The organism is Actinomyces capricornis (assembly GCF_019974135.1).
Taxonomy (GTDB): domain Bacteria; phylum Actinomycetota; class Actinomycetes; order Actinomycetales; family Actinomycetaceae; genus Actinomyces; species Actinomyces capricornis.
This window is the reverse complement of sequence record NZ_AP025017.1, coordinates 114,324-129,600: the sequence shown is the minus strand read 5'-3', so window position 1 is coordinate 129,600 and position 15,277 is coordinate 114,324. Positions and strand designations below refer to the sequence as shown.

Here is a 15,277-nt window from a genome sequence, read left to right as displayed (position 1 = left end):
CCGTGATCATCCCTGCCCTCCTCGCCCGGATCCTCTCCAGCGTCCTGAGCTTGTACGTCCTGGTACTCCTCATCAGGGTGGTGCTCGACTGGGTCCAGCTCTTCGCCCGCCAGTGGCGGCCCACCGGCGCCGTCCTGGTCGTGGCGAATCTCATCTACGCCCTGACCGATCCGCCGCTGAGGTGGATCCGCAGGGTGCTGCCCATGGTGCGTATGGGCGGACTCGGGATCGACCTGAGTTTCCTGGTCCTCATCCTGGGGATCATGATCGTTCAGCGCCTGCTCGCACTCCTGTTCTGATGACGGGGGCGGCTCAGAGCCGCTAGTGTGCTGTCCTCATATCAACGTGAGATACCGCGCTTGATGTGGCCTGGACCTCGAGTTCAGGTACTCTGTCCGCATGAGTGACCGGGAGCCCGGTGCTCGTGACCTTTTCCGTAACGACACCGAGGTGACGACCATGACGCTGCTGACAGCAGACGACGTCCTCAACAAGAAGTTCCAGGCGACCAAGTTCCGTGAGGGCTACGAGCAGGACGAGGTCGACGAGTTCCTCGACGAGGTGGTCGAGGCCATGCGTCAGCTGGAGGCTGAGAACGCTGACCTCAAGGCCAAGCTGGAGGCCGCCAACCGCCGTATCGCCGAGCTCGGCGAGGGTGGTGCGGTGCCCGCCGCGGCGCCGGTCTCTCCCGTTGCGGCTCCCGCCGAGCCCGCCATGGCCGTGCCCTCCCTGGCCGGTGGCGACGGCGCCCAGGGCCCTGCGGCCGCGTCCGGCATGCTCGAGCTGGCCCAGCGCCTGCACGACGAGCACGTGGCCAACGGCAAGGCCGAGGGCGAGCGGATCGTCACCGAGGCCCGCTCCACCGGTGAGCAGATCGTCCGCGAGGCCGAGGACCAGCGCAACCGCACCCTGGCCCAGCTCGAGAAGGAGCGCTCCGGCCTGGAGCACAAGATCGACGAGCTGCGCCGCTTCGAGTCCGACTACCGCACCCGCCTCAAGAGCTACCTGCAGAACCTCCTGACCAATGTGGAGGACGGCAGCGAGAACGCAACCGCGGGTCTGTAGCACTCCCGGGGCTACGGCAGCAGACGGACCTGCCGCTGCGGCCCCCACCCGCACCGTGCCCCCGAGGGCGGCGCCCCAGCCGGGCGCCGCCCTCGATGCATGGGCGCACGGCCCTCATCCCGCTCCTCCTACGAGGACCACACCAGGACGTCCGTCCGGAGAAGGACCCATGCACGAACACTCCGCATCCCAGGACCCGGGATCCCCCGCCGACGCCGAGGACGGCGGCCGCGTTCTGCGGCTCAGGCCCGTGCGGACCACGCAGGCCACGCAGGCCGTGGAGGCCGACGTCCCCCGGGAGCCCTCGCCGGAGGGCTCCTCCACCGCCCAGGACCACCGGCCCGCCGCCGGCGCGAGCCGCCTGCCGCTGGCACTGCTGTGGGCCGTGGCCCTTGTGGTGGTGCTCCTTGACCAGGTCACCAAGGTCTGGGCACTGGCCTCCCTGGAGGCCGGTCACCGGGTGGCCCTGCTGGGGCGGGTCCTGGGCCTGACCCTGGTGCGCAATCCCGGTGCGGCCTTCTCCATCGCCTCGGGGCAGACCTGGGTCTTCTCCCTCATCGCGATCATCGTGACCGTGGTGGTCATCCGCGTCTCACAGCGCCTGGCCTCTCGCGCCTGGGCGGTGGCGCTGGGACTGGTCCTGGGCGGAGCCGTGGGCAACCTCATCGACCGCCTCGTGCGCTCCCCGGGCTTCCTGCGGGGCCATGTCATCGACTTCATCGACTACGCCGGCTACTTCGTGGGCAATGTCGCGGACATCGCCATCGTGGCGGCGGCGGGAACGATCATCGTGCTGTCCCTGGGCGGATGGGAGATGGACGGCACCCGCTCCACCGGCCGTGAGGGGGATCAGGCCCAGGAGCCCGATCTCAGCACCCTGGGCCCGCGGCGCCGGGCCCGCCTGCGCGGCACCGATGAGGCCCAGCAGGACCATCAGGCTCCGCGGGACGGGCAGGAGCAGAAGGGGGCGCAGCCCACGGGAGCCGAGCGGCGGCCACAGGCGGCGCCGTCGGCCCCGGGCGAGCCCGGACAGGGGACGCAGCGGTGAGCCTGCGCCTGCTGCCGGTGCCCGAGGGCCTGGTGGGCGAGCGAGTCGACGCCGCCCTGGCCCGCATGACGGGCCTGTCGCGCACCCGGATCGGGGAGATGTGCCAGGACGGGGCGGTGCGCCGCGGTGGGCTGGTCCTGGGCAAGTCCGAGCGCCTCGTCGAGGGCGACCTGCTGGAGGTCGACCTGCCAGACCCCCGCCCCGCCGAGCCCGTTCCCACACCCGTGGAGGGCATGGGGCTGATCTACGAGGACGAGGACATCGTCGTCGTCGACAAGCCCGCCGGTATCGCCGCCCACCCCTCCATGGGATGGGACGGTCCCGACGTCCTGGGTGCGCTGGCGGCGATGCGCATCCGCGTGGCCACCTCCGGGGCCGCCGAGCGCCAGGGCATCGTCTCGCGCCTGGATGTGGGCACCTCGGGGGCCATGATTGTGGCCAAGGGGGAGCGGGCCTACTCGGTGCTCAAGCGGGCCTTCCGCGAGCACCGGGTGGACAAGACCTACCACGCCCTGGTCCAGGGCCACCTGGACCCCTCCTCGGGCACCATTGATGCACCAATCGGCCGCCACCCCAGCAGGGAGTGGAAGATGGCGATCATCAATGGGGGCCGGGAATCGATCACCCACTACGACGTCATCGAGGCCATGCCTGGCGCCTGCCTGGCGCGGGTGCGCCTGGAGACCGGGCGCACCCACCAGATCCGCGTCCATATGTCCGCCGTGGGCCACCCCTGCGTGGGCGACGAGACCTACGGGGCCGATCCGGCCATGGCGCAGCGCACCGGCCTGGTCCGCCAGTGGCTCCACGCCCGTCACCTGGGCCTGGCCCACCCGATCACGGGGGAGGAGATGGTCTTCTCCTCGGAGTACCCCGACGATCTCGTCCACGCCCTGGAGACCCTGCGCGCCTGAGGAGGAGCAGTGACGACCGCACCCCAGCCCCCACGCCCGTGCGAGCCCGTATCCCCCGTTGAGCCCGGCGGCGGTCCCGCGCTGCGGATCGAGCCGGCCCGCGCAGTGGTCGAGCCGATCTCCTTCGAGACCGCCGGGGGTGATGAGGCCTCGGCCCGGGCCGAGGCAGTGCGCCGGGGGGTGGCCGATGTCCGGCTGGAGGTCTTCGTCGTCGAGCAGCAGGTCCCCGTCATCCTGGAGATCGACGCGCGCGATGAGGAGGCCACGACCGTGCACGTCCTGGCCCGCGGCGCCGACGGCACGCCGCTGGCAGCGGGCAGGCTGCTGAGCGATCCGGCCCATCCCGGCGAGGTCCACCTGGGCCGCCTGGCGGTGCGCCTCATCGCGCGGGGCACCGGGCTGGGGGCGAGCATGGTGGCCGCCATCGAGGCCGAGGCCCTGGCGCGCCACGGCTCGGGAGTGCGGGTGGTGCTCTCGGCCCAGGAGCAGGCCATGGGCTTCTACGAGCGCTGCGGCTACCGGGCCGTCAGCGGTGAGCGCTACATGGATGCCGGCATCCCTCACCAGGACATGGCCCGCACCCTCACGCGCGCCTCCCGCTAGCCTTCCCTCGTCGGGGCGGCGGCGCCACGGACGCCCCCGGGGCCTTACGCCACGAGGTGAACCGGCGGCTCACAGTGGTGGTACGGATGCAGGGCGGCCCCGGATCCCACGGCGATCGGCGTCATGGCGGGCAGGCGCCCGCCGCCCGCGTGACGGGCCGCACCCCCGCGCCGCGCCCCGCCCTGGCAGGCCCGGCCGACCGGAGCCCTAGGATGCCCTCATGGGGCACACGAGCAGCGATGAGGCAGGGCAGGAGCAGGCGGCCAGGGACGACTTCGTCCACCTCCACGTCCACACCGACTACTCCATGCTCGATGGGGCGGGCAAGATCAAGGACTACGTGGCCGAGGCCAAGCGCCTGGGCCAGCCGGCCCTGGCCATCACCGACCACGGCTACATGTTCGGCGCCTACGAGTTCTACTCCGCCGCCAAGGCCGCCGGCATCAAGCCGATCATCGGGGTCGAGGCCTACATGACCCCCGGGACCTCCCGCCTGGACAAGACCCGCGTGTTCTGGGGCGATGAGTCCCAGCGCAGCGACGATGTCTCGGCCCGCGGCTCCTACACCCACATGACCCTGCTCTCGCGCAACGACGAGGGCCTGCACAACCTCATGCGCATGGACTCCCTGGCCTCCCTGGAGGGCCAGTGGGGCAAGGCCCCGCGCATGGACCGCGAGCTGCTGGGGCGCTACGCCTCCGGCCTCATCGGCACCACCGGCTGCCCCTCCTCGGAGGTCCAGACGCGCCTGCGCCTGGGCCAGTGGGACGAGGCGCTGCGCTGCGCCGGGGAGCTCCAGGACATCTTCGGGCGCGATTTCTTCTACGTCGAGCTCATGGACCACGGCCTGGAGATCGAGCGGCGCGTGACCAAGGACCTGCTGCGCCTGGCCGAGACCATCGGCGCCCCCCTGCTTGCCACCAACGACTCACACTACGTGCGCCCTGAGGACCATGAGGTCCAGGACGCCATGCTGTGCATCAACTCCGGCTCGGTGCTCTCCGACCCCGACCGCTTCAAGTTCGACGGCAACACCTACTACCTGCGCCCGGGCCGTGAGATGCGCCAGCTCTTCTCCGAGATGCCCGGGGCCTGCGACAACACCCTCCTGGTGGCCGAGCAGTGCGAGGTGCAGTTCAAGACCGTCGACGAGGGCGCCTCCTTCATGCCCGTCTTCCCCGTGCCCGAGGGCGAGACCATGGAGTCCTGGTTCGTCAAGGAGTGCTGGCGCGGCATGGAGCGCCGCTTCCACGGCTCCATCCCCGAGGACTGCCGCAAGCAGGCCGAGTACGAGATCAGCGTCATCGTCCAGATGGGCTTCCCCGGCTATTTCCTGGTGGTGGCCGACTACATCAACTGGGCCAAGGCCCAGGGCATCCGCGTGGGGCCGGGCCGTGGGTCGGGCCCCGGATCCATGGTGGCCTACGCCATGGGCATCACCGAGCTCAACCCCCTCAACCACGGGCTCATCTTCGAGCGCTTCCTCAACCCCGAGCGCATCTCCATGCCCGATATCGACGTCGACTTCGATGAGCGCCGGCGCGACGAGGTCATCGGCTACGTCCGCGACAAGTACGGGGCCGACCGCACCAGCCAGGTGGTGACCTACGGCGTCATCAAGGCCAAGCAGTCCCTGAAGGACTCCAGCCGGGTCCTGGGCTACCCCTACGCGGTGGGCGACCGCCTGACCAAGGCCATGCCCCCCACCATCATGGGCAAGGACATCACCATCAAGGGGATGTTCAACCCCGAGGACAAGCGCTACGGGGAGGCCGAGGAGTTCCGCAAGCTCCACTCCGAGGACGCCGACGCCCAGCGCATCGTGGACCTGGCCAAGGGCCTGGAGGGCATGACCCGCCAGTGGGGCGTGCACGCCTGCGCGGTCATCATGTCCTCCGACCCGCTCATCGACATCATCCCCATGATGCAGCGCCTCCAGGACGGGGCGGTCATCACCCAGTTCGACTACCCCACCTGCGAGCACCTGGGCCTGCTCAAGATGGACTTCCTGGGGCTGCGCAACCTCACGGTCATCTCCGATGCGCTGGACAACATCGTGGCCAACGGCAAGCCCGCCCTGGACATCGACCACATCGAGCTCGACGACGCCGCCACCTACCAGATGCTCTCGCGCGGGGAGACCCTGGGCGTCTTCCAGCTCGACGGCGGCGGCATGCGCACCCTGCTGCGCCTGATGAAGCCGGACAACTTCGAGGACATCTCCGCCGTCTCGGCCCTCTACCGCCCCGGGCCCATGGGGGCGGACTCCCACACCAACTACGCCCTGCGCAAGAACGGCCAGCAGGAGATCGTCCCCATCCACCCCGAGCTCCAGGAGGCACTGGAGCCCATCCTGGGCACCACCCACGGCCTCATCGTCTACCAGGAGCAGGTGATGAAGATCGCCCAGGAGCTCGCCGGCTTCTCCATGGGCAGCGCGGACAAGCTGCGCAAGGCCATGGGCAAGAAGAAGCCCGAGATCCTGGCCAAGGAGTACGTGGGCTTCCGCAAGGGGATGCGGGACAACGGCTTCTCCGAGGAGTCCATCAAGGCCCTGTGGGACGTGGTGGTGCCCTTCTCGGCCTACGCCTTCAACAAGGCCCACTCCGCGGCCTACGGCGTGGTCTCCTACTGGACGGCCTTCCTCAAGTGCCACTACCCCACGGAGTACATGGCCGCGGTCCTGACCTCCATGGGGGACAACAAGGACAAGATGGCCATCTACCTGGGCGAGTGCCGTCGCATGGGCATCACGGTGCTGCCCCCGGATGTCAACACCTCGGCGGTGCGCTTCTCCGCCGTGGGCGAGGACATCCGCTTCGGCATGGCGGCGGTGCGCAACGTGGGCGTCAACGTCGTGGAGGCCATCATCGCCGCCCGTGAGGAGAAGGGGGAGTTCACCAGCTTCGAGGACTTCCTGGACAAGGTGCCCGCGGTGGTGTGCAACAAGCGCACCATCGACTCCCTCATCAAGGCCGGGGCCTTCGACTCCCTGGGCTACTCCCGGCGCGCCCTGCAGGCCTGCCACGAGGACTTCGTGGATGAGGTCATCGGCGTCAAGCGCAACGAGGCCGCCGGCCAGTTCGACCTGTTCGGCTCGCTGCTCGACGATGGCGCGGACGGCGCCGGCCCCTTCGCCTCCGGCCCGGTCTTCTCCTCCGAGGTGCCCTCCCTGCCCGAATGGGACAAGAAGGACAAGCTGGCCTACGAGCGCGACATGCTCGGCCTCTATATCTCCGACCACCCGCTCATGGGACTGGAGGGCCTGCTGGGCAAGCTGGCCGATCGGGAGATCTCCGAGCTGCACGAGGATGACAAGCTGCCCGACGGCGCCATGGTCACCATCGCCGGCCTCATCACCTCCCTGACCCGCAAGACCACCAAGCAGGGCAACCTGTGGGCCATCGCCCAGGTCGAGGACCTGGCTGGAAGCGTGGAGGTCCTCTTCTTCCCGCAGACCTACCAGACGGTCTCGACCATGCTGGCCCCCGATACCGTGGTCACCGTGCGCGGGCGCCTGAGCCGCCGTGACGGGCAGACGGCCGTCTACGCCCAGGAGATGACGATCCCCGACGTCTCCAGCGCCACGAACGAAGCGGTATCGATCACACTTCCCACGAACCGGTGCACCGGACCGTTGGTGGAGCGATTCAAGGATGTGCTCCAGCGCCACCCGGGGACCTCCCCGGTGCGCCTGACGCTGACCAGCCCGGGCAGGGAGGTGCGCACCCAGTTGGGGTCTTCACTGCGAGTCCAGGCATCGGCGGCCTTCTACTCCGATATCAAGACGCTCCTGGGGCCGGGCTGCCTGCGCCGGTGAGCGGCCCGCCGGCGGCCGCCGCGGCCGCCGGGGGAGAGGCCTGAGTGAGGCGCACCTGATCGGCGCCTCGAAAGTGGTGGGTATCACGATTTCGGGGCTTGACGGCGGGGAGGACTCCCCGGCCCCCAGGAGTGCTCCATCACGACTTGGTATCGTGCCCGGTGCCCTTGGGCAGCACAGTGCTGCCAAGTCGATGAGGAATACTCCGAAATGAGTACCGAACCACCCAAGACATCTGCTTCAAGACCCGAAACGACTGCATCACAGACCTCGCCCGCGCAGGCCGCGGGCTCGGAGACCGCAACGGCCGCCTTCGAGACCTCCCCGGTCTCGGCCCATCGGCGCCAGCGGCACATGATCGACCGGTTGCGCAGCTCCCTGACCCGCCAATCGCCCCAGCCCCGTGAGGGCATGGACAAGGTGGTCTTCGGCGTCTCCAGTATCCTGACCATCGGATTCGTCGCCTGGGGCTTCCTGGGAACCCACAGCCTGAGCAGGGTCTCGTCAGCGGCCCTGGAGGGAACGATCCGCAACTTCGGCTGGCTGTTCGTCGTCTCGGCCAGCCTGTTCGTCATCTTCGTCGTCTTCATCGCCATGTCGCGGTTCGGGCAGATCCCCCTGGGCGGGGATGCCGAGGAGCCCGAGTACCGGACCAGCTCGTGGATCTCCATGATGTTCGCCACCGGGATGGGCATCGGGCTCATCTTCTACGGAGTGGGCGAGCCTCTGTGGTTCTACATGTCGCCCCCGCCCGGGACGGTCGACGCGCAGACCGCCGAGGCCGCGGCCACCGCGATGGGCACGGCCCTGTTCCACTGGACGATCTACCCCTGGGCGATGTACGCCCTGGTGGGGCTCGCCATGGCCTACTCCACCTACCGCCTGGGCCGCTCCCAGCTGTTCTCCGCGATGTTCACCTCCCTGTTCGGGCGGGCCGCCATCGATGGCATCGGTGGCCGAATCATCAACGTCCTGGCCATCGTGGCCACGCTGTTCGGCTCGGCCTGCTCCCTGGGCCTGGGCGCCCTGCAGATCGGGGGCGGGCTGGCGGCCGCCAACCTGGTGGACAGGGTCGGCTCGGGGCTCCTGGTGGGCATCATCGCCGTCCTGACGGCCTGCTTCGTGGCCTCGGCCATCTCGGGGATCGAGCGCGGCATCCAGTGGCTGTCCAATATCAACATGGTGCTGGCTGTGCTGCTGGCCATCATCGTCTTCCTGGGCGGCCCCACCCTGTTCATCCTCAACATCATCCCCTCGGCCGTGGGCGACTTCATCTTCGAGCTGCCGGAGATGGCCTCGCGCACCTCCGCCGTCGGTGATGAGGACATGGCCGCCTGGCTGGCCTCCTGGACCGTCTTCTACTGGGCCTGGTGGATCTCGTGGACCCCCTTCGTGGGCATGTTCATCGCCCGCATCTCGCGGGGCCGCACGGTGCGCCAGTTCGTCACCGGGGTCATGTTCATCCCCTCGGTGGTCTCGCTCATCTGGTTCGCCATCTTCGGCGGTGGGGCCATCGGCCTGCAGGAGCGCGCCGAGCGCGCCCAGGACACCGCCGGGATGCTGGTTCACCAGACCCCTGAGGGCCCGGACCTGGACTTCGACAAGATCCTCTTCCAGATGCTTGACGCCCTCCCCGTGCCCCACGTGGTCCTCATCATCCTCATGGCCCTGGCCGTGGTGCTCGTGGCGATCTTCTTCGTCACCGGCGCCGACTCGGCCTCCATCGTCATGGGCGGGCTCTCGGAGAACGGGGCGGAGGAGCCCTCCCGCTTCACGGTGGTGTTCTGGGGCGTGGCCACCGGCGCCGTCTCAGCGGCGATGCTCCTGGCCGGGGGCGATGATCCCGCCGAGGTGCTCACCGGGCTGCGCAACATCACCATCGTCTCGGCACTGCCCTTCGTCATCGTCATGCTGCTGCTGTGCGTCTCCATCTACAAGGACCTCAGCAATGACCCCCTGCTGCTGCGCCACCAGCTGGCCAGCCAGGTCCTCGTGGACTCCGTGACCACGGCCACCGAGGTCCATGGGGACGCCGAGGGCATCGGCCTGCATGCCAGCCCCATCGCCAGTCCGGCAGAGATCGGGCACGACGGCGCTGAGCCGACGGGGCACGGCGACGTCGCGGATGAGGGGGCGGAAGCGGCCCCGGACTCCGGTCCCCGCGAAGGCGATTGAGCGCCTGCGCGCCCCGACGCCGGTGCGGGCGGCCCTGGAGGCTGCCCGCACCGGCGTTCTCAATGCCTCAGTCGCGGTGTGCCGGCGCGCCTCGGCGCCCCCGGGGCGGTCATGGCCCGGGGTGCTTGACCGCCCGCCTGCTCGTCTGCTCTGCTGCTGCCCGCTCTGCGGCACCCGGCTCAGGCCCCGTCGTCGATCATGGCGACCACGGCGGTGACCACGGCGCCGGGAAGCTCGATGCTCACCGCATCGCCGTTGTCCAGATGGTGGCCCCGACGGGTCTCCACCTGGCCGTTGACCCGCACATCACCGGACTGGATGGCGATACGGGCCTCGCCCCCGTCCTCCACGAGGCCGGCGAGCTTGAGGAACTGTCCGAGTTTGATCTGTCCGCGAACGGGGATGGTGGTGGGGGTGGGGTCTGTCATGGGGGCGATCCTTCCAGAGAGTCGGTCAGGGGCGGATATCCCGCGAAGGGATGCAGATCCCGACTCATCCTGCCCGGTGGTCATTTGCTGAACGCCACCAAAGCAAAGGCTATGTCTTCGCTGTGGGCGAAGGGGTGGAGTGCCCATGGCTATTTCATCACGATAGGGTAACTGCGTCCGACGACATGAGGAGACCACAATGCGTCGATTCGTCGCCCAGATGGCGGTTCTTGTCCTAGGCCTCTCGGTGCCCTTCCTGGTGGCACCGCAGGCATCAGCGGCTCCTGAGGGGAGGGTGATCCATGTGGCGGCCTCAGGTGGCTCGGATGCTGGTGACGGGTCTGCTGCCAAGCCCTACCAGACGATTTCCACTGCTATCAGTGCTGCATCCACTGGCGACACCATTGAGTTGGCGGATGGGACCTATCGCGAAGGCGAGCTGACTGTGGACAAGGGGGTGACGATCCGTGCCGCCCAGGGAGCCACCCCGGTCATCTCTGGGGCTAAGGTTCCAAGTACCTGGAACAACGCTGGAAACGGGACCTGGTCCACGGGCCACGACATGGTTCGCTTCTGCACGGTGTGCACCACCAATGCCGACCCGGAGGTCGAGGGCATGGCCGCCCACCCCGAGCAGGTCTTCGTCGACGGCAAGCCGCTGACCCAGGTGGGCAGCCGCGCGGAGGTGAGCGCCTCGACCTTCTACGTCGATGATCCCGACCCGGTGACCCTCAAGGAGGCGGGCAACAACCGCGCCGGCTACAACGTCAAGCCCCACACCGGCGCCTCCTACGTCATCGGCGTCGACCCCGCCCAGCACGAGGTCGAGGTCGTCCAGCACCACCGGGCCCTGTCCTCCACGGCGGACAACGTGACCCTCTCGGGGGTCGTGGTGGAGAAGTACTCCGCGGTCCAGCGCTGGGACTACGCGGACCCTGAGATCGGCACTCTCACGGGTGGTGGCATGGTCGTCGCCTCCGGCAGCAATCTGCGCATCGAGGGCTCCACCTTCCGCTACTCCTCCTCCGCCACGGCGGTTCAGGTCATTGATGCCACGAGCGCGGTCGTCACGGGGAACCTCTTCGAGGACAATGGCTCCAACGGGTTCGGGATCAACAACTCCACGAACGTGACCGTGGAGCGCAACCTGTGGACCTCCAACAACACCGCCGATCACATCACCACCGGCTGCGGGGCCTACTGCACACTGGCCGATACCAAGGTCACCCATGCTGACGGCGTGCGCTTCGCCTTCAATACCGTGGACTACTCGGAGGCCGGCTACGACATCTCCGAGCCCGCGGTCTATGCGGATCAGCGCGGCGCCGGCGTGTGGTTCGACGAGGGCGTCATCAACTCCGAGATCGTCGGCAACTACTTCGTCAACACCCCGGTGGCGATGTTCAACGAGGTGTCCTCCAACAACCTCATCGCCTCCAATATCGTTGAGGGCGCGGGCGTGGGTATCCACGTCTCCGGCTCGGACAACACCAGGATCTGGAACAACACCATCTCCCACGCCCTGACCAGCGTCATGATCCAGGAGGACAGCCGCTCCGACGGCTGCAATGCGCGCCGCGCCGACGGCAGTTGCGCCCAGCTCCAGCCCTGGAGCGCCGAGCACGGCCTGTCCTGGGACACCACCGGTACGGTGATCAGCAACAACATCTTCTCCTCGGAGCAGACCCAGGCCAAGGAGGGCGACCCCTGGCGCTTCTCCGCCATGCTCCAGGTCACCGGAGGGGCCAACGACGACGGCTCGGGCGCTGTCTACGCCAACGACATGATCTCCTCCATCGACCACAACGTGTACTACCGGGCTCAGAACAACGGGAATCCCTCGACCACCGTGCTGTGGAACTGGGGCAAGGACCTGGGCACCCAGAGCATCAACGCCCCCGAGCTCTCCGAGTTCACCGCGGACTCGCACGTGACCGCCTCGGGCAAGGAGGCCAACGGCCTGGACCTGCGCGGCTCGCGCGCCCAGAACCCGTTCTTCGTCAGCGAGTCGGCCGACCCCACGGCCTTCAAGACCTCGGACTTCCACCTCAAGGCCGGCAGCCCCGCCTCGGGCACCGGTCAGGCCCTGCCCGCCGACGTCGCCAGTGAGCTCGGCGTCAACGCGGGGGTCGCGGTGGACCGCGGCGCGCTGGTCAACGTCGCCTGGGACAGTGCCAACGCCCAGGCCGGGGCGGGCAGCCCCGCGCCGGCGCCCGCCGACCCGCAGGCCGGTCAGCAGCCCGCCGCCAACGCGGGGGCCCAGCCCTCCGAGGCGCCCGCGGCCGACGCGCCCGCCACCCAGGACTCGGCCGGCCAGGCCAAGTCCGCCGCCGGGGCCGCCTCCGCGGCTCCTGAGGGCCAGTCCTCGGCGGCCGAGGCCTCCGCAGCCCAGGCCCCGGCGGACCAGGCTCCTGCGGCTGAGGCCCCCGCGCAGGGCTCGGATCCTGCCGCCCAGGCCTCGGCGGACCAGGGCGTCGCCGAGCAGGCCCCGGCGGACCAGGGTGCCGCCGACCAGGGCGCTGCCGGTCAGGCCCCCGCCGACGGCGCTGCCCCCGCTGCCCAGGGCTCGGCCGACCAGGCTCCGGCGGAGCAGGGTGCCGCCCCGGCTGACGGTGGAGCCCCGGCCGGTCAGCCCCCCGCGGCTCAGGCCCCGGCCGACGGCACTGCCCCGGCTGACCAGGCCCCCGCTGACGCCGCCCCGAACGGTGCCGCCGAGGCCCAGGGCGAGACCGGCTCCGCCGCGGGCGGCCAGGCGGCCACGGACGCCGCCGAGGCGGCCGCCCACGCCAGCAGCGCTGGGGTGACCATGGCCTCGGACTCCGTGCCCGGGGGTGCGGATGACGTTTCCCCGCTGGGGGTCCCGGCTCCCGCCCAGGCCCAGGAGGCCGCAGGGGGCTCGGCAACCCTGCCCAACACCGGAGCGATGGCGCCCGTGCTCATCATCGTCTCGGCGGCCGCGCTCGCCGTCGGGGCCGGGGTCCTGCTCGGCAGGCGCCGCCTGGGGCACGGCAGGTGAGCCGTAGGTGAGCGGCAGTGCCGGCTGAGGACCAGCCGGCGATCACCGTGGGTGCGCGCTACCCGGTCGGTCAGCGGAGGATCCGCCTGTCCGACCGGGTAGCGCGCATCCTGCTGCAATGCCGGCCCATCCTCATCGATGTGGCGACCCACGGCGAGGTCATCACCTATGGGGAGCTGAGTGAGGCCATCGACGGGGCAGTCCTGCCCCGTCACATGGGCCCGCTGCTGCACATGATCGCTCACGACTGCGCCGCCCGCGGCGAGCCGAGCCTGGCGGCCCTGGTGGTGCGTGCGGGCACTTGGGAGGTGGGCACCGCCGACACCTCCTGGGCCGCCCCCGAGCGCCGCGCCTGCTGGGAGCACTGGGGGTCCGGGGAGTGAGTTCGAGGAATCGTTGATGCGGTGACTGGCGGCTGCCGGCGTGGATGCCTCCCTCCAGCGCACCGGAGCGCAGGGGCCGGAGTCCTGGGAAGGCGGTACGGCTGCTGACCTGCAGTCTTCGACTCGGGAGGCTCTACCTCGGTGTCGTGCCAGAGGCGCCTCCCTGAGAGGTTGTCAATAGGGCGGGTGAGGAGTGAGGGCCTCGCACCGCCGTCGTCACTCATCCGGTCGCGGATTCGCCCCACAGGCCGCAGTTCTGCCCTTCAGGACGCGGATCTGACCCTCCTATCACGACCGATGTGCGTCCCGAAGGGAGGATCCGTGCTCCAAGGCCCCTGTCCGGTGGTCCACTGGCACCCCCGACCCCACCGGCCCCGCACCGTCATCGCAGGCTCAGTACCAGCCCACCGCCTTCACAACCTCCCAGACAACCTCCCAGGGAGGAACAGCTAGGGCGCCTCGGCATCAGAGGGAGACGTCGGTTGACGATCGCCCATCTTTTCGTCGGCTGGGGAGAGCTGCTGCGGCGGGTGCAGTCGCATGCACTGCAAACTTGGGTGATCTCGCAGGCCTGCCGCACCGAACCTGCTCCACACTGCGGCCACCGCGGCGAGGACCGCCGCCCCGCCCTCCAGGCGCAGTGGTGAGGTGGTCTCATACTCGGCGAAGAAAAGGCCGGCGGCGGGAAAGGGGTGCATGGAGACCATGGCGGAGTAGTAGAAGCTCAGCCATTGGGAGTCGGCGCGCTGCACAAGGATGCGCTGATCGGTCACAAGGCAGCGGACCTGCTGGTGCTCTCTCCACTGGTCGGCCGCCATCCGATTGGCCCTGCGGCGAGCGGAGCTGTTGGAGATGGCTGTGACCCCCAGTCCGGCGATGACGAAGGCGGGATGCCCCACGAAGGCCCCGCTGGTCTGCGTGTAGGACACAGTGGTCCCGTAGTAGCGGGCATAGCCTGCGGGGCAGTCGACAAAGGCGGTTTCGCCGTCCTCCAGGAGCACATCCCAGGGGGAGATGGCACTGGAGGGCCGCCCGGTCAGGAGATCGCGAGCCATCGTACGTCCGTGGTCCAAGGATCTCTGTAGCTCCTCATGGCGCGCGATCACTTGCCGCTCGGCAGCCGTGTAGCGGCCCTTGCTCCGTCGATGGTTGCCGTAGATCTCCGCGAGATGGCTTATGAGCAGACCAAGGGTGATGATGAGAAGGATAAGAGTCAGCAGTGTCAGGGCAATGAGGCTCAGGACCATGCTGTTGACCCGCGATGGGGTATCCGTTGCGGTCACGTCGAAGGTGACCACCCTCCAGTAAGCCGCCGCGGCGCAGATGAGTGTCGCGAGCAGGCAAGCGATCCAGGGAACGGCGCGACGGCGTCGTCGTTGAGCGCTGGTGACAACGGCACTGGTCACTGGTGCGGCCGATGGGGGTGGGAGATGAGGCATGTGGGATCTCCGTGTGTTCGCAGGGGCGGTTCATGTCATCGGCACGGCGCTCTGGGCGTAGTGCGTGAGGCGCTTCAGGTAGCATTCGGCCACCACGATAAACGAGGGGTGCGACACTGACGACGGGTCGTCTCCCCGCTGCACATCTCAGGCGGCGGTCCCGGGGCCGATCAGCGCGATCCTGCGGATCCTGGAGGGCGGTCCGGGCCCGGAGCCGATCACCATGGGCAGTGGGGGAGGGGTCCGCTATGTGGGACGCCTGGGATGGACAGGCATCCCTGCCCTTAGGCTGGGTGAACCATCCAGAGCGGCCGAGAGACCTGGCTCCCTGACGCCGCAGCAACCCGGAGGACGGGTGCTTCAGCCAGGATCGATGGAGACGATCA

The 15,277-nt window shown here is 69.2% G+C and carries 11 protein-coding genes and 1 riboswitch; of the genes, 9 read left to right on the top strand and 2 right to left on the bottom strand.

The annotated features are described in order from the left end of the window. Positions 1-2: 2 nt before the first annotated feature. The 7 genes from MANAM107_RS00540 (at position 3) to MANAM107_RS00510 (ending at position 9,625) form a co-directional block, all read left to right on the top strand. The gene (locus MANAM107_RS00540; protein WP_179899778.1) at positions 3-299 is read left to right on the top strand and encodes a YggT family protein; all 297 of its coding nucleotides are present in this window, start codon (positions 3-5) and stop codon (positions 297-299) included. Positions 300-459: 160 nt separating this feature from the next. Beyond that, positions 460-1,065: a DivIVA domain-containing protein gene (locus MANAM107_RS00535; RefSeq protein ID WP_179899783.1), complete on the top strand. Its 606-nt coding sequence runs from the start codon at positions 460-462 to the stop codon at positions 1,063-1,065. Positions 1,066-1,234: 169 nt separating this feature from the next. Next, the gene (gene lspA, locus MANAM107_RS00530) at positions 1,235-2,113 is read left to right on the top strand and encodes a signal peptidase II (protein WP_223909762.1); all 879 of its coding nucleotides are present in this window, start codon (positions 1,235-1,237) and stop codon (positions 2,111-2,113) included. Beyond that, positions 2,110-3,027, top strand: a complete 918-nt coding sequence (locus MANAM107_RS00525; RefSeq protein ID WP_223909758.1) for an RluA family pseudouridine synthase — start codon at positions 2,110-2,112, stop codon at positions 3,025-3,027. Before lspA ends, MANAM107_RS00525 begins: the two co-directional genes overlap by 4 nt. A gap of 9 nt (positions 3,028-3,036) precedes the next feature. Next, positions 3,037-3,630: a GNAT family N-acetyltransferase gene (locus MANAM107_RS00520; RefSeq protein WP_179899775.1), complete on the top strand. Its 594-nt coding sequence runs from the start codon at positions 3,037-3,039 to the stop codon at positions 3,628-3,630. Between the two features lie 220 nt (positions 3,631-3,850). Further along, positions 3,851-7,450: a DNA polymerase III subunit alpha gene (dnaE, locus tag MANAM107_RS00515; RefSeq protein ID WP_223909755.1), complete on the top strand. Its 3,600-nt coding sequence runs from the start codon at positions 3,851-3,853 to the stop codon at positions 7,448-7,450. Between the two features lie 366 nt (positions 7,451-7,816). Next, positions 7,817-9,625, top strand: coding sequence for a BCCT family transporter (locus MANAM107_RS00510; protein WP_223909752.1), 1,809 nt, complete (start codon positions 7,817-7,819; stop codon positions 9,623-9,625). Between the two features lie 179 nt (positions 9,626-9,804). On the opposite strand, the gene MANAM107_RS00505 is transcribed toward MANAM107_RS00510, so the two are convergent. Further along, a complete protein-coding gene (locus MANAM107_RS00505) occupies positions 9,805-10,053 on the bottom strand; it encodes an RNA-binding S4 domain-containing protein (RefSeq protein WP_179899772.1) in 249 nt (82 codons plus the stop codon). A gap of 199 nt (positions 10,054-10,252) precedes the next feature. On the opposite strand from MANAM107_RS00505, the gene MANAM107_RS00500 reads away from it, so the two are divergent. Both MANAM107_RS00500 and MANAM107_RS00495 read left to right on the top strand, forming a co-directional pair. After that, entirely contained in the window at positions 10,253-13,069 is a 2,817-nt protein-coding gene (locus MANAM107_RS00500; RefSeq protein ID WP_223909749.1) for a right-handed parallel beta-helix repeat-containing protein, read from the top strand. Positions 13,070-13,086: 17 nt separating this feature from the next. After that, complete coding sequence (locus MANAM107_RS00495) at positions 13,087-13,452, top strand: hypothetical protein (RefSeq protein WP_223909746.1); 366 nt, start codon at positions 13,087-13,089, stop codon at positions 13,450-13,452. A 449-nt stretch (positions 13,453-13,901) separates the two neighbouring features. On the opposite strand, the gene MANAM107_RS00490 is transcribed toward MANAM107_RS00495, so the two are convergent. Continuing rightward, a complete protein-coding gene (locus tag MANAM107_RS00490; RefSeq protein ID WP_223909743.1) occupies positions 13,902-14,858 on the bottom strand; it encodes a hypothetical protein in 957 nt (318 codons plus the stop codon). A 328-nt stretch (positions 14,859-15,186) separates the two neighbouring features. Further along, positions 15,187-15,271, top strand: a riboswitch (SAM riboswitch). Positions 15,272-15,277: the final 6 nt, after the last annotated feature.